14 protein-coding genes and 1 pseudogene are annotated in these 21,119 nt (G+C 52.3%); 5 read left to right on the forward strand and 10 right to left on the reverse strand.

Annotation, left to right across the window (positions count from 1 at the left end; genetic code table 11):
* The 6 genes and pseudogenes from B156_RS0114690 to B156_RS0114710 form a co-directional block, all read right to left on the reverse strand.
* A partial coding sequence (locus B156_RS0114690) for an NHL domain-containing protein (protein ID WP_018620502.1) occupies positions 1-702 on the reverse strand: 702 nt, incomplete at its 3' end.
* Positions 676-801: pseudogene (locus B156_RS32730) on the reverse strand (NHL domain-containing protein); the annotation flags it as partial. The gene B156_RS0114690 and the pseudogene B156_RS32730, both read right to left, overlap by 27 nt.
* A 673-nt stretch (positions 802-1,474) precedes the next feature.
* On the reverse strand, positions 1,475-3,955 hold the full coding sequence (locus B156_RS0114695) for a TonB-dependent receptor (RefSeq protein WP_018620503.1): 2,481 nt from the start codon (positions 3,953-3,955) through the stop codon (positions 1,475-1,477).
* A 379-nt stretch (positions 3,956-4,334) separates the two neighbouring features.
* Positions 4,335-5,045: an outer membrane beta-barrel protein gene (locus B156_RS0114700; protein WP_018620504.1), complete on the reverse strand. Its 711-nt coding sequence runs from the start codon at positions 5,043-5,045 to the stop codon at positions 4,335-4,337.
* A 231-nt stretch (positions 5,046-5,276) separates the two neighbouring features.
* The gene (locus B156_RS0114705; protein WP_018620505.1) at positions 5,277-8,003 is read right to left on the reverse strand and encodes a PAS domain-containing protein; all 2,727 of its coding nucleotides are present in this window, start codon (positions 8,001-8,003) and stop codon (positions 5,277-5,279) included.
* Positions 8,004-8,165: 162 nt separating this feature from the next.
* Positions 8,166-8,525 carry a VOC family protein gene (locus tag B156_RS0114710; protein WP_026260839.1) on the reverse strand — a complete coding sequence of 120 codons (360 nt, stop codon included), beginning with the start codon at positions 8,523-8,525 and terminating at the stop codon, positions 8,166-8,168.
* Positions 8,526-9,471: 946 nt separating this feature from the next.
* On the opposite strand from B156_RS0114710, the gene B156_RS0114715 reads away from it, so the two are divergent.
* Positions 9,472-9,792, forward strand: a complete 321-nt coding sequence (locus B156_RS0114715) for a hypothetical protein (protein WP_018620507.1) — start codon at positions 9,472-9,474, stop codon at positions 9,790-9,792.
* A gap of 33 nt (positions 9,793-9,825) precedes the next feature.
* Positions 9,826-10,431 (forward strand): mannitol dehydrogenase family protein, encoded by a 606-nt coding sequence (locus B156_RS0114720; protein WP_018620508.1) that lies wholly within the window; start codon positions 9,826-9,828, stop codon positions 10,429-10,431.
* 195 nt (positions 10,432-10,626) lie between these two features.
* On the opposite strand, the gene B156_RS0114725 is transcribed toward B156_RS0114720, so the two are convergent.
* The 3 genes from B156_RS0114725 to B156_RS0114735 form a co-directional block, all read right to left on the reverse strand.
* A complete protein-coding gene (locus tag B156_RS0114725) occupies positions 10,627-12,243 on the reverse strand; it encodes a glycoside hydrolase family 32 protein (RefSeq protein ID WP_157627049.1) in 1,617 nt (538 codons plus the stop codon).
* 128 nt (positions 12,244-12,371) lie between these two features.
* A complete protein-coding gene (locus tag B156_RS0114730; protein WP_026260840.1) occupies positions 12,372-13,253 on the reverse strand; it encodes a carbohydrate kinase family protein in 882 nt (293 codons plus the stop codon).
* 110 nt (positions 13,254-13,363) lie between these two features.
* Entirely contained in the window at positions 13,364-14,686 is a 1,323-nt protein-coding gene (locus B156_RS0114735; protein WP_018620511.1) for a sugar porter family MFS transporter, read from the reverse strand.
* A 554-nt stretch (positions 14,687-15,240) separates the two neighbouring features.
* Here B156_RS0114735 and B156_RS0114740 point away from each other — a divergent pair.
* Entirely contained in the window at positions 15,241-16,323 is a 1,083-nt protein-coding gene (locus B156_RS0114740) for a fasciclin domain-containing protein (protein WP_018620512.1), read from the forward strand.
* A 61-nt stretch (positions 16,324-16,384) separates the two neighbouring features.
* Here the strand turns inward: B156_RS0114740 and B156_RS0114745 are convergent, their stop codons facing one another.
* Positions 16,385-17,284, reverse strand: coding sequence for a carbon-nitrogen hydrolase family protein (locus B156_RS0114745; RefSeq protein WP_018620513.1), 900 nt, complete (start codon positions 17,282-17,284; stop codon positions 16,385-16,387).
* 315 nt (positions 17,285-17,599) lie between these two features.
* Here B156_RS0114745 and B156_RS0114750 point away from each other — a divergent pair, with 315 nt between their 5' ends.
* Both B156_RS0114750 and B156_RS0114755 read left to right on the forward strand, forming a co-directional pair.
* On the forward strand, positions 17,600-18,865 hold the full coding sequence (locus B156_RS0114750; RefSeq protein ID WP_040585673.1) for an Hsp70 family protein: 1,266 nt from the start codon (positions 17,600-17,602) through the stop codon (positions 18,863-18,865).
* Positions 18,866-18,976: 111 nt separating this feature from the next.
* Positions 18,977-21,013, forward strand: coding sequence for an alpha/beta hydrolase domain-containing protein (locus B156_RS0114755; RefSeq protein ID WP_018620515.1), 2,037 nt, complete (start codon positions 18,977-18,979; stop codon positions 21,011-21,013).
* The last annotated feature ends 106 nt before the right edge of the window (positions 21,014-21,119 follow it).

Below are 21,119 nucleotides of genomic sequence, written 5' to 3' on the forward strand. Positions count from 1 at the left end.
CACCGTGCTGATGACCCCGCTAGTATTGACCTTACGGATGCGCTGATTATTGTAATCCGCAATGTAGAGATTGCCCGAGGCATCTACGGCCACACCCTGGGGATTATATAAACTGGCCGCCGTAGCCGCGCCCCCATCCCCACTGAAACCGCTAATACCAGTACCGGCCACCGTGCTGATGACCCCGCTAGTATTGACCTTACGGATGCGCTGATTATTGTAATCCGCAATGTAGAGATTGCCCGAGGCATCATACGCCAACGCATTGGGACCGTTCAGACTGGCTGCGATGGCCAAACCACCGTCCCCACTGAAACCACTGCCACCCGTTCCAACTACTGTACTGATGATACCACTGGTATTGACCTTGCGGATACGCTGGTTACCACCGTCCGCAATGTAAAGATTGCCCGAGGCATCAAACGCCAATGCATTGGGAAATTTCAGATTGGCCATTGTAGCAGCACCCCCATCCCCACCGAAATCAGCAACACCGGTACCCGCCACCGTACTGATGATTCCGCTGGTAGACACCTTCCGGATGCGGTGGTATTCCGCATCCGCGATGTACAGATTGCCCGAGGCATCAAACGCCAATGCATTGGGAAATTTCAGATTGGCCATTGTAGCAGCACCCCCATCCCCACCGAAATCAGCAACACCGGTACCCGCCACCGTACTGATGATTCCGCTGGTAGACACCTTCCGGATGCGGTGGTATTCCGCATCCGCGATGTACAGATTGCCCGAGGCATCAAACGCTATACCCCGGGCAGTATTTAGATTGGCCGCCGTAGCGGGTCCCCCATCTCCCCTTTAATCAATACCCGCTACGGTGGTGATGGTTTGAGCGAATACAGGGATCGTCACTAAAAAAAACAGGATACAAAACCACACGCCCGCCGGGCGGCAGTTAGCAAAAAAACGGGGAATAGATTGACACATAGCGTTAAAGAGCTAAAAGGTGAAGAGATAAAATAGGGAAATGGTTGAAAGCGGATGACCCGATAGTTTTTTTCAGGCATCAATCCGGCAGGGCGCCGGAACAGCAGGCAGATCAGAAACAGGTATTGCTGACAGTTCGTGACTGATTAAAACAAAAGCAAATACATGATCCTTACTCAACCAAAGATATACTCCGATTCATTATATCCAACATTGTTTTTGTACTATTTTCAACCAATTTATTGAACGGTGATTTTCCACGCGATTTTCGACAAAAAAAAACTGATTATCAACACTATACAAAAACAGAGCGCTCGTCCATCTATGGGCTCTTACTTAGCCATACCACAAAAAAGCCGCCCCTCAATCCGGGGGCGGCTTTCGCGTTTTTCTTAACCTAAACTAAGTCCAATTTTGTGAGTGAAGTGTTTTTGTCATCCCGACGCAGGAGGGATTTCGATTGTCCCGATGCTTGAGATCCCTCCTGCGTCGGGATGACAAAAACACTTCACATGCTACACATCCTGCATTAATTCTGTCCGCCCGCCCGGCGTTGCTCAGCGGAGGTGGCTGAACTGCGCTGACGCTCCCCTTTTACGTTCTGGTTGCCGAAGCGGTAGGTAAACGTCAGCCGAATCTGGCGGCTCTCCCAGCGGGATTGTACCCGGAGGTCGATGTCCTGCACCACCGCCCGTCCGCTGAAATAATTCAGCCAGAAGGGGTCGTTCACGTTCAATTTCAGGTTGCCCTTGCCATCCAATACTTTCTGTTGCACCCCAATGCTAAACCCGCCCTGTGGCTGCGCCCGGTAGAACCCGTACTGCGAAGCGGTATTGTACCAACCCGACACTTCGCCCGACAGGGTTTTGCTAAACGTGAAATTCTGAGAGGTGTACAGGTTACCGGCTACCAGTTTCACTTCGTAGGGTGAACCCGAGTAAATGGTCTGATAGTGCTGATAGTAGGTGCTGATATTATTCTGCATACGCCACCACTTGGTTACGGTCACCGGAAAGCTCAGGTTCAGGCTTATGTTATCCTGAACGCCCAGGTTTTCGGGGGTTACGTAGGTGATGTTCTGCTCCGGAATCTGCCGGGGTGTTTCTCCGTTGATAAAATCCGTGGTGCGGCTGTAGTTCAGGGTGGTGGTGAAGGCGTTCTTGTACACGTGGGTCAACTCAACCGAATTGGTGTACTGGGGCCGCAGAAACGGGTTACCCTGCTGATAGGTGTACGGGTCCAGGTAGAACACGAAGGGATTCAGGTTCTGATAATCCGGCCGACTAATTCGGCGGCTGTACGATACGTTCAGCACATTATTGGTATCCAGTTGGCGGGACAGAAACAGCGTGGGAAACAGGTTCAGGTAGCTGCGGTCAACGGTTTGGTTGAGCGTAACGGATCTTCCAACCGAATGCGTATGCTCCGCCCGTAAACCCGCCTGCACTTTCAGTTTCCCGACTTGTCCGGCGTAGTTGAGGTAGGCCGCGTTGATGTTCTCGTTATACAGGAACTGGTTGGAGCGGCTGGCATCGGGCAGCCACTGGCGGTTTTCCTGTTGCAGCGTGTCGTAAATAGTGTTGTTATCCGCGTTCACGTAACTGCTTTTCAGACCCGCTTCCAGCTTGCTTCCTTTCTTCAGCGGTAGCACATAATCCGTTTTGAACGCCATGATATTGATGGTCGAAGGCATACTGTTCCGCACATCCTGAGCTGGGCGGCTCATCACATTTTCGGGAGTGTAATACTGGGTGCCCAGGTTGTTCGTATTCTGACCACCGTAGTGAACATAGTCCGCATCAACCGTCCACTCACGCCCTTTACCGTAGTCGAATTTGTAGTTGACATTACCCGTTATGTTCGACAAAAAGTTGCGCATCGCTGTTTGCGTGATAGCCTTGCTGGTTAGCAGACGGTTTTCGTCACTAATCAGCGTATTATTCTGACCGGCCGAACGCCAGTCGTTTGAGAAGCCGTTCACCACCACACCAATCGTATTTTTGTCGTTAATGAAGTAGTCCATACCAGCCTTGTACGAATGCCCGGCAAACTGATTCGGCCGGAAAGAACGCTGGTCGAAATAAGTGGTCTGGCCATTGTATTTAATAATCCGGTTCAGTTCATTGCTCTGGGCACTCTGCCGATTCACGTAGCTATAGTTGCCAAAGAGGTTCACCTTCCCGTCGCGGTGGTTCAGGTTCAGCGAGGTGTTAAACTTGGGCAAATCGTCGCGCACGCCATTCAGGTTGTTCGTCCAGCCGTAGCCCGTGCCGATAATGGCGGTGCCGTTGGTGCCAAAATTCTTATTTTTCTTCATCTTGATGTTGATAATCCCTGATGTACCGGCCGCGTCGTATTTGGAACCGGGATTGGTGATAATCTCAATCGTGGCGATGTTGTCGCTTGGCGTATTTTTGAGAAAGTTCGCTACTTCCTGCTGTGAGAGGTAGGTCTGCTTGCCATCGATGTACACGATAACCCCCGACTTCCCTTTCAACTGAATCTGGTCGTTCTGGCGGTCGATGGTAACGCCAGGTGCTTTTTCCAACACTTCCAGCGCGGTGTTGCCGCTGGATACAATGCTGTTCTCTACGTTCATAACGGTGCGGTCAACCTGCTGCTCGATGAATGGTTTTTTAGCAATGACGTTGACTTCGGTCAGGTTTTTGGACTCCTCACTCATCGCTATAGCGGACAATTCATGAGCCGGATTCGCTTCATCGATAACGAACGGTACACTATACGTTTTGCGGTACCCAACCTGTTGAGCGGCTACCAGGTACTTACCGGCCTCCACGTTCTCGAACGAGAATTTCCCATCCATATCACTGATAGCTCCCTTTGTCAGCGTCGAGTCCTTGGCTTTGAGCAACATCAGCGTGGTAAATTCAAGGGGTTTGCCAGTCACGCTTTTGACCTGGCCCTGCACCGTACCCCGCGTCAGAATTTGTCCGAATGTGGTTGAAAGCGTAAAAAGAATGAGAATAAAGAAGGCGGATAACGTTTTCATGCGTAGTATCTTATCAAAAAGGTTGTGTGTCTGTTGGTAACAGTACAGGGCAAAGGTAGGTAGTGTGTATCGCAAAGTACCTGTTCTTACACAAGCGGTCTGAACGGCAGGATAAGCGGATTTTAGGGGGCGATAAGCGAAATGAGACAGGAAGGACCTGCTATTTTTTCAGAAAGACGGAGCACCAGAAGAAACGTTGCATGCCGCCGCCGTCCGGGCAGAATTATTTTAGCAAAGGTTTCAGCCTTTTTATGGCGGGCAGCGGCAGGAAGCTGGGTAGCGACTTCCTGCCGTTGCCAACGTAGTTGGATTAATGTCGCATAAGCAAACGAGGGAATACATAACCGGCTATTTGCCGTTAGCCGGTTATTCGTATTCTTTACAATTTGATACCCACCGTCCATACACCGGCATCGGGCCCCTGCCCCGCCCGGAATGGGCTGCTTGGTTCGTAGCGGCCAAATAATTTGGCATGGCCCCGGTAACCCAGTTCGGCCATGTAGCCCCAGCGCACGGGATTCAGGTTGTAGGTATTGTGAGTGCGGACAGCAGCTCCACCTTCGGGTTTTACTTTGGTATAGCTGTCCAGCCGCATACCGGCGTACCCACCCATGCTCAGGCTAAAGCCCGATTTGAACGACAGGTTCAGCATAAGGGGCAGATTCAGCTGGGCCATGACCAGTTTCGATTTGCGCAGGTCGACGGTGGCAGGCTCCACCACCAGTTGCCCATTTTGCGCTATCAGGGTGTTCCGGCCTTCAAACATGAAGTTGTTCCAGGCTACTTCGGGGCCAGTCAGTAACCGGAGCTTGGTGTTTCCACGTACAGCCACTGGAATGCGGGTTTGCCAGGCGAGGGAAATAAACCGGGAGCCAACGGGACGAAAATCGTAGCCTGCGGGCAGGGTTCCCGAAAATCCGTTAAAGCCCAGGTAAATGTTAAAATCGGTGCGAACCCGCTCAGCGTGTTTTTTCCGTTCGTTCGTGGTGGCGGTCGAATCGGTGATGATGGTAATCGTTGTCGATTGAGCGAATGAGGAAATAGAAGCAGCTATCAGCGCAGTGGTCAGGATGTGTTTGAACGTTTTCATGGCAGTCCGCCGGAGCGGTGGTTTGAACAATGTTGATACTGATTTCAGTGTTCAAGCGGTTAGGAGCACAGACCTGCAGGATTTGCTTTTTCCGTTTGTTGACAGGAAGATGTACAAGCCCGGGGTGCCGGTTGCACGAGGCTGAAAAAAAAATCAACTTATTTTTTTGACACCACCGTCTGGAGAAGAAAACAGGCCCACTGGCCTGATAAGTCTGACTGAATCAGGGTATTACATAACGGGTAGGTAGATAGCAAATGTGGCACCCTGACCCAACTTACTAATGGCGGTAATAGTGCCACCATGATTAGCCGCCACTTTTTCACAAATGGCCAGGCCAATGCCCGTACCTGCGTACTCACTCCGGTTGTGCAGCCGCTGGAATACCTGAAAAATGCGATCCAGGTATTTTTCATCAAACCCGATGCCATTGTCTGCCACACTGATACAATGGTAGAGGGTAGCCTTCCGGGCGGGTTTTACATCAGCGGGTAGCTCAGCCGCTGTGACCTGAGTGGCGTTTACCTGAATAACGGGAACCGTATCCGGTTTTTGGAACTTCAGCGCGTTGCTTAGCAGATTCAAAAACAACTGGCCCAGTTGCAACCTATCGCCTAATACCGTGGGGAGGACCGCTACGTTGAGTTGGGCGTTGCCCGGTTCCAGATCTTCCACTACACTGGTTAATACCTGATTAAGGTCAATGGGCAGCGTTGCTTCCTGGCGAGTGGATATACGGGAGAATACCAGTAGGTCTCTGATAAGCACCGACATTCTGCTGGCCGCACTTTGCATTCGTTCGAGGTAACTGATGCCCTCACCCAACTGTAGGCCGTACTGGTTTTTGAGTATGTCGCCAAATGACTGGATTTTCCGGAGTGGTTCCTGCAAATCATGGCTGGCGATGTAAGCGAATTTCTCCAGGTTTTCGTTCGAGCGCCGAAGATCGAGATTCGAGGCTGTCAGTTGTTCGGTTCGGGATAGTACCTGCTGTTCCAGTTCGTAGGCCACCAGTTTCTGTTCCTGAATATCGGTAGCTGTACCTACCCAGAGCGTAATGTTACCTGCTTCATCCCGCAGGGGTAGCGCCCGGTTCAGATGCCACCGGTATTGTCCGTCGGTGCCGCGCCGGTACCGGTTTTCCAGCTCGAACGGGGTGCCGTCGGCAAGGGCCTTTTTGAAGACTATCAGCGTAGTTGACAAATCATCGGGATGGATGGCATCCTGCCACCCAACAGCGTCGGTTTGACCAGGGTGTTGCCCGGTATAGTCATACCAGTGCTGATTGAAAAAGTTGACATCACCCTCCGGCGTATTGGTCCAGGTAATCTGAACAATGGTTTCCAGGAGGGTTCGAAAGCGCGACTCACTTTTTTCGATGGCCTGTCGGGACAGAACCTGCCCCGTCACATCAACGGCGATGACCGCTACCCCGTTAACCCGTTTGGCATCGTCGCGCAGGGGGGCGTAAACGAAGTTGAAGTAAGCATCCTCCAGTTGGTCGCCATGCTGTAAGCGGGTTAACATCTCGGAACCATACTGGGCAAACCCTGAATCATAGACGTTTTGCATGGCACCAATTACCCGCTGCCCGGCCAGTTCGGGCAGGGCCTGTATCAGAGGTTTACCGATAACAGACTCGCCCTTACCCCAAATATCCAGCATGGAGCTGTTGGCCGTTTCGATAACCAGCTCACGGCCATCCAGCATACCAATGGCAACCGGAGCCTGTAGAATCATGTTTCTAAACCGTTCCTCGCTAAATCGCAGCCGGTCTTCGGCTTCCCGGAGTGCGTCGTTTTTCGCTATCTGTTCGGTAATATCCAGCACGATACCCGTAATAGAGATGGGTTTGATATCCGCGTCGAATAGGTACTGCCCCAGTATTTTGACCCAGCGAATCGAACCATCCTGCCATACAAAACGGGATTCGTAGCTGATAGACCCCGTCTGCAACGCTATGGTATGCGCCTGCTCTCTAATGAGCTGATCTTCCGGATGAACGTGCTGAATGATAGTAGTATAGTCCTGATCCGGCTTTTCCACTCCCGTCAGTATCCGGGAAAAGGCGGGGGAATAGATTATCTTCCCAGTCACCAAATCTATCCAGAAAGACCCTGCTCCAGAGCTCTCGAGTGCCAGTTTGGCCTGCTGGTTGGATAGGGCCGCGCTTTCCTTTGCCAGTACCTCTTCCGTGATGTCCTGCGCGATACCCGAAAAGCGATACGCTTCACCCGAACTGGTAAAATAAGTCTGCCCAATAAACCGAACCCAGCGTACCCGGCCATCGTTGACGTCAACCGTTCGAAAACGCGCGTCATAGTGCCCACCCGACTCCGGCTTTAAGGCCCATTGAACGGCCTGGCTTACCCACTCTTTGTCATCAGGATGAATGTAATCCATCGTTTGCCCGTAGCGCTGAGAATCCTGATTGACCAGCCCGCACAACGCCTGACACCGGGCGTCCCACGCTACTACCCCCCGAATGGGGTCCAGTTCCCAGGTACCAAGCTGGGCAGAGTCGAGGGCAAACCGCAGGCGCTCCTCCCCTTCTTTGTGCGCCTGTTGCAGCGCGATTCGTTCCGAAATATCCTGCATGGAACCCACCATCCGTACGGGGTGCCCCTCCCGGTGTAGTACGTAGCCCCGGTCCAGCACGGTAGCGTAACTCCCGTCGGCCCGGCCAAAACGGTACTCATCAGACCAGTTGGTAAGGCCTTGTTCAACAGCCTGGTGAATGCTGGTCAGAACCCGCGCTTTATCGTCGGGATGCACATGCCGGGACCATGATTCCAGGCCATCTTCTATGGTTTCCTGAGCCGGATACTCAAACAAGGTGGTGTATCCTTCATTCCACCAGATTGTGTCGGCCACTATGTCCCAGTGCCAGACGGCATCGCGGGTTGCTTTCGTAAGCAGATCAAATAGGTCGTTCGTCGTTACTGAATCGGTACGCAATGGTGTAAACTACTAAATATGAAGATTGGAAACTCTAAAATAGCAACGGGCAATTAAACTCATTGGTTTGTTCCTGGCGGCTACATTTTGTATCAACCCATCAACCGCTGAGTGCGGTTCGGAAGCGTTTACAGACGATACCATCATAACCACCGGCGTCGGTTACGTCTCTATAAACTGTAGCAGTTCAATTCGGTTGGCGAAGGGATCGTGGAAGAACAGGCGCTCCCGTCCATTTATTTCGGATGCCTGTTCCAGCACCAGCCCCCTGTCCAGCAACGCCCGCCTGGCTTCGTCCAGACTGGCTACTTCAAAAGCGGGGTGTCTTTTGGAGTACGGGCCGATAGCCTCTTCGCGCAGGTGTAGCTGAATATCGGCCACGCTGAACCAGATGGCCCCATTGGGATGATTGCCCGGTATTTCATTCAGACCCAGTACGCCCCCGTAAAACGCCCGCGCCTGGGCGGTGGTGCCCTCGGGAATGCCAATCAGTATGTGGTCCAGTCGTTTGAAATGTATCATGCCGCTCAATAAAATCCAGGGGAAGAATTCAGGATGATAGTCTGTTTACGTTACTTTTTTTGCTACCGAAAGTCTAGTTACTGGTCGTATGAACGTACATACGCACAGGATACCCTTTCCGGTTTAACAACGACAGCGTGTACGGAAGTTTAATGAACGTTGATTTTGGTTTACCAAAGGTACCTTTATCATAACAGCACTACTCTCTTTTAGTACATTTCAATCATTTTTTATACCTATTATCCGTTCGATACAATTGCTGCATACCTTATACGAACTTAGATCTTATTACTTCCCCATGGAATGCTTGTATAATTTTTATTTCCGTAAAAGTAAAGTAAGCAGTTTTTGTACTATACCGTTATGCACAAATCATTCAACCGCATAATTTAGTTATTTAGCGTAGTAGCTATTCTATACTGTACTTATTTGTTAGTCATTGATACTACCTGTATTATAGAACTTATGAAATTCATTTATACACTATATAACATCAAAGAGGCAACCCAATCGACAAGTTGCACTTTTTTACGCTTACCGTACTTTTTACTCACCCAGTTTATGGGTCTGACCAGTGCCTGCCAATTCAGCGTGGCAGCGCATTCTGGTACTACCATAGGTTGAGCAGATCATTAGCGTAGCGGTTTAATTACCAGAATCGAGTCTTCCGTTTTTTTATAAAGCAGTCAGGTAAATTCACCAACGCAGGAATTCGTCACTAACGTAAAGATGGGTCGCATCCGCCAGTCAAAAATGGCCTGTTCCCATCGTTCACCAAGAAACAAAGCGCACGGCCCACCCGGCTTTTGCTGCGTTTCTGATAAGCACACTTCTCTGGCCCGAACGTATAACCGGGTTCTATCAGTCGGTTAGGAAAACACCAAACCGGCTCCACCCCCGAAACCAATCGTTTGGCGGGTGCCTTCAGACTAAAATCTCACAACACATGAATCGTTTTTCAGTCATTTATCTGCTAAAGAGGCAGTACCATCCTATTTATTGTAGCACTCACCAAGAGGCTGAGGCTACTTTGGCGAGCTTACTTACCCAGGCAGACCACAAGCCAATTGGCATCTACGATGCCAAAACGGAGCTCTTCGCTTGGGAGCCTGCCCGGCAACGCCAATACGATAAAGCCAGTATTGAGAAACAGGGCAAACTGGGCGAACAAATCAACCGGATTGTCCAGGCTCTGCATCACCAGGAGTTGGTCCGGCACAGCCCAACCAACTCGTTATTTCAGCTTCTCCAGGCGGAAGAAGCTTAGACCACATAACTCAACTGTAATACGTATATCATCATGCAAACGAACCATCACATTACCCAGGCCTTGCCCTATATGCTGGCCTACCCTGCCCTGCTGGCAGGCCACCAGACCATCAACGAAGCCATCAACGATCACCTACTCAGTAATTATCTGGAGGCTTTCATTGAGCAGGACGGGTTACCGAACGAGGCCTCAGCGACACCAGCGCCTTTAACGGACTATATAAACGCTGTTCTTGGCCAATTTTCAGGCCCCGTCCTGAGCGACCCACTAGCCCGGTTGTGCTCCGATGGCGCCCTGAAACTACCCGCTTACATTCTGCCTACCCTGCTGAATTTACTGGCCCAAAACGGGGATATTCACCGAATCACTTTTTTACTGGCTACGTATGGTCATTATCTATCGGAGCAACTTAAAGCGGGTAAGGGAGGTGAACTGGAGCCGGACGACTGGGCAAAAGTAAGCAGCGACGATGTAATGGCCCTGCTGAGCATATCGTCGATGGCAACGGCCCGGCTGCAAACCTATTCGCACTTTGTGGCCATGTACAAGTCATACCGCAACCAGATAGCTGCGCACGGAGTCGAGTCTTTACTTCGCCAAATGGCCTATAACCGGCTGGCTATGCAAACCGCTTAACCAATAAAATCGGTGCCGGGAGCCCGGCACCGATTTTTCATTACTACCAGCACTGTCATTTGTTTAACTCTCAGCACTGGCACTTATCTACGTGCATCATAGGTTAGAAGACAAGATTTTTGGCGGAGTTACGCTTGCGGGTAACCCCTGCTCTACGTGTATCACAGGTTTACAGATAAGCTCTTTTACCGGCCCTCAGGGGCGGGTTGATTTCATGGGCCAAATGGTTATTTTTTTGAATTCGGCCGTACCGCCTTCGGCAAACAGGTCGATAGCTCCAGTTGCTTTAGTCGGGAAAATATAGTCGGTAATAACGCGTTCACCGTCGTTGGCAAAGACCGTTACAACGGACCTATCCACAAAAATGCGCAGTTTAACCAGATTGTTTTGCGGCTTTAGTGGAGCTGTTTCGACGCTGGGAAACCGGTCGCTGAAGGCCACATTGCCCGACTTCCGGCGGTCCAGTTCGAGTTTGCCGTTTACGTAGCGGATAATGGTCTCTTCGTCGCCCGGTCCGTCGCTGCCATTTTTGGCTAACCGGATACCCACCGTTTTGGCAGTGCCGGGGCTGATTTCAACTTCGAGTTCGTAGACGTTATCGAGACTCTTTTCCAGGGTCTGGCTCTGACTGGTGAGTGTCAGATTTTGCTGCTCCTTTTTTGTCCCGCGCAGGCTGGCCACACCGGCAATGGGCGTTTGTACCAGCACCAGTCCGTCCGGCGTGCGCCGGAGTGCGATCTGGCGTGGCAGCGACATGGCTCCTCTGAAGGTAGCCGTCGGTATTTTGTTGGCATATTCCCAGTCGTTGAGCCAGCCAATCATGACCGGGTTTTTCTGTGTGCCGGGCAAGTCGTTGAACGGGATAGCCGCGTAGTAATCCTTCCCCCAATCGACGGGGTTACTCACGGCGGGAGCAATGGGCTTGGGATTTTCGTTATCCAGCGTGAAGGTCTTCCCATCGAAATTACCCACGAAGTACTGCATGCCGAGGTAGTTTTTTTGCGGGTGCCCCGCCGAAACGAACACAACCCACTTGCTCTTCCCTGGTTCATTTTCAATGGGCACCTGAACAATAGATGGACATTCCCAGACGCGGGTAGTGTCGCCCTGGGGCCCAAAGAGGCTTAGTAGTTTCCAGTCTTTCAGGTTTTTCGAATCGTAAAACGCCACCTGATGATCGGTGGGTTTGATTACGGCCATCAGCCACTTTTGCTGCGGCTCATACCAGAATACGTTTGGGTCCCGAAACTCTTTGGTTTGCAGGTCGAGCACCGGATTTTTGGCGTACTGCGTCCAGGTGCGGCCTTTGTCGGTGCTGTACGCCAGGTTCTGATACTGATTGGTCTGAACGTCGCTCTTGGTTACGTTGCCCGTATAAATGGACACCATACAATCGCCGGTTCCATCGGGGCACAGGCCACTTTTGTTGCCTTTGTCCACCACGGTACTACCGGAAAAAATACCCGTTTTTGATACGCTGTCGGCATTGGTGAACTCCGGGATAGCCACCGGTAAATCCTCCCAGTGCAGCAGGTCGGCACTTACGGCATGGCCCCAGCTCATGTGTCCCCACACATTACCGAACGGGTTATGCTGGTAAAATAGATGATACTGACCATTAGCATAAATCAGCCCGTTAGGGTCGTTTATCCAGCCTTTGGGTGCCGAAAAGTGGTACTGTGGGCGGTAATCTATGGAATCCCCAGACAGAGACGTCTGGGCCGACGATTCTGTTTTGGCCGACTGATTGCAGGCTGTTTGGCTGATTGATATAAAAGCCAGTAAGGCGATAACGAGGTTTTTACGCTGCATGGGCATTGTGTATTACTGACAAACGATGATTAAAAAACTCATGGTACCTAGTTGCCCATGACTGCCCATCCCCCCGAACAAATAGCCAGCCTGGTGAGTAAGGGCGAAACAGTGTCCTGCCTTCCTGTTTAAAAAAATGACTGTTCCAGTATAACTTTCTCCGTAAAACTTGGGGTGGCACCCTGTTTGGTAGCGACAAACGCCCCCGTAGCGCAGGCAAATTCGAGCGTCTTCTGCGGGGTTTCACCCTGTAGCATTTTGTAGAGAAAACCGGCCAGAAACGCATCACCACTGCCAATGGTATCCGCTACCTCGACCGGAAAACCAGCCTGTTTTGTAAAGCCTGATGCATTGAGCATGGCCGCCCCATCGGGGCCAAGTGTTACGCAGAGGGTTTCCAGCTGGTAGCGTTGCCGAAGTTGCTGCATAGCCTGTTGCAGGTCCGTTTCGTGCCCGTACCAGCCCGACAGTTCCACCAGTTCGTGCTCGTTCAGTTTAGCGATATCGGCCTTGTGCAGCAACTCTTCCACTGTTTGCTGATTGTAATGGGGAGCCCGCAGGTTTACGTCAAATACTTTGTGAGGGGCCACGTCCAGCAGTGCCAGCAGCGTTTCGTGCGTTTGCTGACTGCGGGCGGCCAGACTGCCATACACGAACACATCACTTTGCTTCACCACCTCGGTCAGACCGGGTTCTGGCATGATGTAGTCCCAGGCCACTGGTTGAAGAATCTTGTAAGTTACTTCATTGGAATCCGAAATATTGGCCTTCGCCACGCCCGTCAGGTGCGTTTGGCCCACCTGCACCAGTTGCGTCGGAATACCTTTATTGGCCAGAAAATCAATTAGCTCCCGCCCCAGGTCATCGCTGCCAACGCGGCTGATAAGTTGGGCGTTCAGGCCGAAGTTGCGCAGATCAGCGGCCACGTTCATGGGGGCTCCACCGGGTTGCTTACTGGTAGGCAACACATCCCAGAGAATTTCGCCGAAACAGGTTACGGTTGGGTTCATGTAGGTTTGAGGTTTGAGGTTTGAGGTTTGAGGTTTGAGGTTTACGGTATTTGGTTGGCTGGCGCGGGAGATTATGACGCGCCAGCCAACCAAATACCGTAAACCTTTTTCTAATGTGCAAACACGGTCCGTTCAATTTTTTCCAGGCTGGTCCCCTTCGTTTCGGGCATCAGCCGCAGCACAAACAGGAGTTGAAACACCATCATAACGGCAAAAAACAGAAAGGTATTCCCCCCGCCGAACTGTTCGGACAGGTAGGGGAAGGTGAATGTGATGATAGCCGCCATGAGCCAGTGGGTAAAACTGCCCAGCGCCTGACCACTCGCCCGTACTTCGTTCGGAAATATTTCGGAGATGAATACCCAGATAACCGCACCCTGTGAGAAGCCAAAAAAGGCGATGTAACAGAACAGCAGAATAGGGACAGTCATGCCAAAGTCCTGAACGTAAAAGGCTCTGGCAACTAAGCCCAGCGTAATGATCAACCCGACCGAGCCAATTTTCATCAGCGTCCGGCGACCATACCGGTCGATGAGGTTCATGGAAATGAGGGTAAAGATGAGATTGATCAAGCCAATCCCTGCCGACGAGAGCAGCGACGAACTTTTACCCAGCCCGGTCATTTCAAAAATGCGGGGAGCGTAATAGATAATGGCGTTGATACCGGCCACCTGGTTGAACACGGCAAACAGCACAGCCAGCATAATGGGTGTGCTGTACTGACCCGAAAACAACCGGGTTGACCCAGTTGTATTGTGGCTGCTGGCCTGAATAGCCACCAAGGTTTGTTCGGCCGTTTCGGGGTCTATCATATCCAGCACCTGACGTGCCTGGGCAACATCCCCTTTTTTGAGCAGAAGCCAGCGCGGGCTTTCAGGAATATTCAGGACGGTAATCAGGAAAATAAGCGAAGGGAGGGCCTGCACACCCAGCATCCACCGCCAAGGTTCTGCCCCCGCATCGGCCAGCAGGAAATTAGACAGATAGGCAATCAGAATACCGAATACGACATTGAACTGAAACAGGCCCACCAGTTTCCCGCGCGATTTGGCGGGTGAAATTTCGGTGATGTACATGGGGGCCGCCACCGAGGAAGCGCCCACGCCCAGGCCACCCAGAAACCGGAAGATAAGGAAGATAGGCCAGTTGGGAGCCAGTGCTGTACCGAGCGATGCGGCCAGGTATAAAACGGCAATCCAGAACAGTGTTTTTTTTCGACCCAGCGTTTCGGCGGGGATACCGCCGGTCATGGAACCGATAACCGTACCGATGAGCGCAATGGATACCGTAAGGCCGTGCTCCCAGACGCTCAACGCCCAGAGTGCCTGTAACGATTGCTCCACACCGGAGATAACGGCCGTGTCGAATCCGAAAAGAAAACCGCCCAGGGCAGCTGTAATCGACCAAAAAAAGATGCGTTGTTTCTGATTCATGTCCAACTACACGAACCGGAGTAAGGAACGGTTCGTGAATCAAAGATAGCAGTCAGATCAGATGTGGTGTTTCGAAAAACGTTCAACTTATTTCAACCTATGAGCAACTCATAAGTTGCTATATATCAGTACCATAAAGAGATAAAATAAGAAAGATTATCAATATTGTTACACTGATTTTCACATTTGATACAACCGGTTTTCAAATGCAACCACTTACTGCTCACCAGTCAGATTGGTTGCAGGTTAGGCAAACCCGGCTGAGGCCACACGCCTGTTTTATATACCTATTACCGGCATAAAGGCTACTACAGGACCATTCAATCAATTCCCTCAGTTTAGCCTATAGCACTTACGCAGCCGTAAGTATGTAAATATCAATTAACTACCTACAAAATAGGCAAATTTTCATCCACGCATAAAATTCCCCCTGCACAACATTACCCGGAAGAAGTGTGTTTTTTTCGTGAAGTCCTGCAAATAACCAAACCAACAGGCGGAGGTTTTAGCGGGCAACCAACGTTTTATCAATTCACTATAATTCACTCAATGCCATGAAAAAGTCCATCTATGCGTACATCAAACGAAGTACGCTTTTGCTACTCTTCGGAGCTACTCCGCTCTTTTTCAGCTGTACGAGTACAACTCCTGACCCCATTTCTACCACCCCTCCCACGTCAGGAACGGTAACCACGCCAGGCTCGGGTACAACAACCACACCAGGGTCGGGTACAACGACTACGCCGGGTTCGGGCACAACTACGCCGGGCTCGAATGTAACCGTCGTAGCATCGGTAGCTTATATCGCCCAGAAAGACAACCTCAAACTGCTGAGTGCAGCTATTGCCCGGGCGGGTCTCGCAACCGAATTCAACCAGTCATTGATTACTATTTTTGCCCCGTCGGACGATGCGTTCAGGGCGGGAGGATACGCTAACGAAGCGGCTGTGTCGGCCGCACCGGTAGCCGATCTGCAACGAATTTTGAGGTACCATATTGTCAAATCCCGTATTGACCAGTCGGCCATGCCAACAAGAGTAAATACCGTGTATGAGACGGCCCTGGCAGATAATCAGCTGTCCGTATACAAAAACAGTATGACTGATATCAGCGTTAATCAGGCAAAGATTATTGAGGGGGACATTCCAACAGTGGGAGCCGCTTTGCATATCATCAATGCGTTGTTGAAGCCCGCTACGGTTAATACGGTGGCTCTGGTTAAGGCCAACACAAACCTGTCACTGCTGACGGCCGCTATTGACCGGGCGGGTCCGGCTGTGAGCGACGTTCTGAACAAAAGCACTCAGAATGGGTACACGATCTTTGCACCATCCAACGATGCTTTGAAAGCGGCTGGTTATGCCGATGAAGCGGCCATTAAAGCGGCCGATCCGAAAGTATTGTCGGACATTCTGTTGTATCACATATTGAATTACCGTGCCTATGCGCAGACCTTCCAGAACGGGGCCGATGTTGCCACCGCTCAGGGTACTACGCTTCGGGTGAATGTCGCCGGTGGTAAAGTTACGCTGTTGGGTAAAGGGAACGGCGCCAACGTTGCCAACATCATCCAGGCCGATCAGGCAGCCTCGAACGGGGTCGTTCACGTTATCGACCGGGTGTTGCTCAGTAAATAAGAGTGCCGTGTAGAACCGTAAAAGTAGAAACGTGCCGGATAGAAATTCTATCCGGCACGTTTCATTTACGCCCGAATGAAAATAAATCGGGCCGGGTGTAATGGCCAATTACATCAAAATCGAGTTTACTTTTCAGGACTTCGTCAAGGGCCAGATTGGCAATGAGGATAGCCTCTTTATCCCAGAGCGGCCCGGCAATAAATTCCCCCTGTGGGGAGACGATGGCACTCCCACCCCGACTCAAAACAAGATCATCTTCGTCCAGGAAATCCTGATAAGCAGATGAGTAGTCACTCCGGCTGAAAAACTGGTTGCTGCCCAGTACGAAACAGCGGCCTTCGCAGGCGATGTGCTGGAGGGTAGCGGGCCAGGTGGGCCGGGCATCGGCGGTAGGGGCCAGATACAGTTGGGGTGCCTGCTGATATAGGCTCATGCGGGCCAGTGGCATGTAGTTTTCCCAGCAGATCAGGCCACCCATCCGGCCAATTCCCGTGTCGAATACCCGCAGCGAATCGGCGCCGGTGCCCTCCGCCCAGACTAACCGTTCCACGCCCGTCGGCTTAATCTTCTGGTGCTTGCCCAGGTAGCCTTCCGTAGGGGATACGTAAACGAGGGTACAGTACAGGCTCCCGTTCAGCGCATCGCGCTCGGTAACGCCGATGGCCAGATACACATTATTCTCACGGGCAATCTGCTCGATGCGGGCCAGTTCCGGGCTGGGTAGCTGCAAACTGTTTTGCCAGTACGTTTTGTAAAGTTCCCGCCCGGCATCGGTACGTAAACCAACGGATGCTCCGAAGGTAAACCTGCGGGGATACCCCGGAATGAACGACTCCGGGAACAGGATAAACTGACAGCCTTTACGGGCACACTCAATAACCAGTGATTCGAGTTTATCAATTGTGGCGTGGATATCGAAAAAAACGGGAGTGGCCTGAACAACGGCGACAGTGATGAGCATAGCCAAATCTACAACCTATCCGGTTACGCTGGTACGTTTTCCGCCAGCAAACGCCCGGACGAACCATCTTCCGTCAGCGGGCGATTTAAATCGCCCGCTGACGGAAGATGCGTTTCCTCAGCCTACCCGCTGGCGGAAAATGGTTCTTCTGGGCATTTGCTCTGTAATATGCCCCACAGGGCGATAGATTACCGCTATTGACGTACATTTACGCCCTTTTTCTCTCAAAATCTGACCGACCCTGCTCTGGTTACTCGTATTTCTTGACGCATCAAAGACCGGGTTCAGGGCCGATACCTAAAGACACAAGTGAGCATAACACCCCTTTCCTGCGGAATTGACTTCGGCACATCCAATTCGAGTATTGCCCTGGCCAGCAACGGGACTATAAGCCTGGTTCCGGTAGAGGAAACGCAGGTAACGATGCCAAGTGCCCTTTTTTTCCAGCGTCTCGATAACAAAGCGTTTTATGGCCGAACGGCGGTGGATATGTTCTTCAACCGGCAGCCGGGTCGGTTCATGCGGAGTTTGAAGCGGGTACTCGGCACATCCCTGATGAAACAGGGAACCCTTGTAAACGGTGCGTCGATGGGTTTTTCGACCATCATTACCGCCTTTCTGCAGCACCTTAAAACAAAGGCCGACCAGGTAGCCGGGCAGGAGATCGAATATGTTGTGATGGGGCGACCCGTCCACTTCGTCGATAATGATCCGTCGGCCGACACCCGGGCACAGGCGGAACTGCACGCCATTGCCCAGCGACTCGGATTCAAACACATCGAGTTTCAGTTTGAACCCATCGCAGCGGCCTTCGCGCACGAAGCCCGGCTGCGCGGGGAGAAGCTGGCACTGGTAGCCGATCTGGGTGGGGGTACATCCGATTTTACGGTGATTCGGCTCTCGGATAAATCGAGGCTCAAACCAGATCGTACGGCTGATATTCTGGCCAATACGGGCATTCGGGTGGGTGGTAACGATTTCGATAAGGCGCTGAGTCTGGCCACCATCCTGCCCGAACTGGGTTACCGCAGCACCTACGGCTCCAAGAACCTGGAAGTACCCCTGAAACCATACCACGATCTGGCCGAGTGGAGCAAGGTCAACTTTCTGTACACGCCCAAACTCATCATGCAGGTCCGGCAACTGCTCCACGAGTCGCACGACAAAAAGCGGTACATCCGGCTACTAAAAGTACTCGAGGACGAAACGGGGCATTCGCTGCTGGCGGTTGCCGAAAACGCTAAAATTGCCCTCTCGGCGCAGTCTATTCACCACGCCGGGTTCGACTTTATTGAACCCGATTTTTCCATCCCCATCCAGCGAACTCTCTTTGATGGGGCAATCCGGGCGGATGTCGATGCCATCGTCGCTTCGGCGAAGCAGTGCCTTCAGGATGCGGGCATTGGTCGGGAAGCCATCGAACTGGTTATTCTGACGGGTGGCTCCACGGAAGTGCAAGCCATTCAGGCCGCTTTCAGAAGCCTGTTCCCGCAAGCGGCCATCGCCGACGACAACAAACTCTCCAGCGTTGGTCTTGGTTTGGCCTACGCCAGCGACCATACCTTCGGCCATCGTCATTAGGCGGTGCATCCGGGTAAGGGCTTCCGGCTGACCTTCGCAATGCAGCCGAAATGGGGATACATTGAGTAGGTCAGCCGCCCGAATGGTTTCTTACGGAAAGAAATCGCCCCGATGCCCAAACTCACATCCCTTCGCTGCGTCCTGCTGGTTACTCTGCTCTTTTTGCCGGAATTTCTGGCCCAGGCACGTATTATCCGTATCGAAATCACCAGCCGGGAATCGCCAACTTTTGGCAGGAAATCGTTTGGGATGGTGGGCATGTACGAAAAACTGCGTGGCAAAGCCTACGGTGAACTGGACCCAACCAGTCCGCAAAATGCCCTTATCACGGATATTCAACTGGCCCCCCGCAATGCAAAGGGCATGGTGGAGTACGCGATGGACATTTACCTCCTCAAACCCATCGACCTCACAAAAGGCAATCACAAACTATTTCTGGAGGTTAACAACCGGGGTGGTAAGCTTTTCGGCGGACTGAACAAAAGCAGCGGGGGCAACGACCCGACCACGGACACCCACGCCGGGGACGGCTTTCTGATGAATCGGGGTTACACACTGGTCTGGAACGGCTGGGACCCGTCGGCCGCGCCGGTCAACAATAACCTGACTATTACTGTACCAATTATCAAACAGGCAGATGGCTCACCCCTAACCGGTCCATCCTACGAATACATCGTGTACGACAATGCCACCACGCTGACCCATCCTCTGGCCTACCCGGCCGCTACGCTGACCAAAACTACGGCGACGCTCACCGTACGCGACCACCTCTCGGATATGCCGGTGGCTGTTCCGGCGGATGGCTGGGAGTACGCCAGCGACCGGACGATTCGGCTGTTACCCGCCGGAACTCCGTTTCGGCAGAGTGCTATTTATGAGTTTAGTTATACCGCCCGCGACCCGATGGTAGCGGGCATTGGGCTGGCCGCTACCCGCGATTTTGTTTCGTTCCTGCGCTACGCCACCACCGACGACGCGGGCAACCCGAATCCATTAGCCAACGATGTTCAGTTTACGTTCTCTTTCGCCCTATCGCAACCCGCCCGGTATCTGAACGATTTCCAGACGCTGGGCTTCAATGCCGACGAAAAAGGCAGGCGCGTACTGGATGGCATTGAAAACTGGCTGGGTGGCGGCAGCGGTATTGGGCTGAACGTTCGGTTTGCCCAACCCGCCCGTACGGAACGCAACCGGCAAAATCAGCTTTACCCGGAGGCTGGTTTCCCCTTCGCCTACCCTGTCCTGACCGACCCGCTTACGGGTAAAACCGCCGGTCGGTTAGCGGCCTGTTCGGCTACCAATACCTGCCCGAAGGTGTTTGAAATTAATTCGGCCAATGAGTACTGGGTAAAAGCAGCATCGCTGCTGCATACCGATACGCAGGGAAACGACCTCCCCGACCCCGACAATGTTCGCTTCTACCTCGTTTCGGGTGCCCAGCACGGCACGGGCAATGCCACCTCGCGCGGAACCTGTCAGCAGTTTCAGAATCCGACGAATGCCGAACCGTTGCTACGGGCACTTTTCGTAGCCCTGGACGAATGGGTCACCAAGGGTACCCCGCCCCCACCCAGTGCGGTACCCCGTCGGGCGGACGGTAACGCCGTGCTGGCTGTACACCAACCCGGCTCACCCACCAGCATTGTACCCAGAGAGGCAGTGGGCTGGCCCGCCATTCCTGACGTTACCTACACCGGGCTTATCACCACGCGCTACCAGCTCGATTTTGGTCCGTCGACCAGTAAGGGATTGCTGACTGCCTTTCCGCCCACACTAACCGGGAGGCCGGTTTACGTTAATTTCGTTTCCAAGGTCGATCCTGATGGCAACGAAGTATCCGGTATCCGGTTGCCTCCGGTGGCCGTTCCGGTGGCAACGACTACCGGCTGGGCCTTACGGCGGGCTGGTTTCGGCGAGAACGACGGGTGCGAAGGGTCCGGCCAATCCATCCCGTTCAAAAACACGAAAGCCAAACGACTACAGGCAAACGATCCCCGTTTATCGCTGGAGGAGCGGTATCATACCCATGATGGCTACGTTCAGGCCCTGACGAAAGCAACGGACGAACTCCTGAAACGGCGGCTTCTCCTGCCCGACGATGCCCAACAGTATAAACGGGAGGCCGAAGCCAGTCTGGTATTAAAGTAGTTTGTAGTGTAGGTTTTAACCAGGTGGAAAACGCGGCAAAACGAAGTAGTCAGGCCGCTTCATCGTAAGTTAATGGCACTGTCTCCTGCCTTCCGCCCGATTTTCC

Source organism: Spirosoma luteum DSM 19990 (assembly GCF_000374065.1).
GTDB lineage: Bacteria > Bacteroidota > Bacteroidia > Cytophagales > Spirosomataceae > Spirosoma > Spirosoma luteum.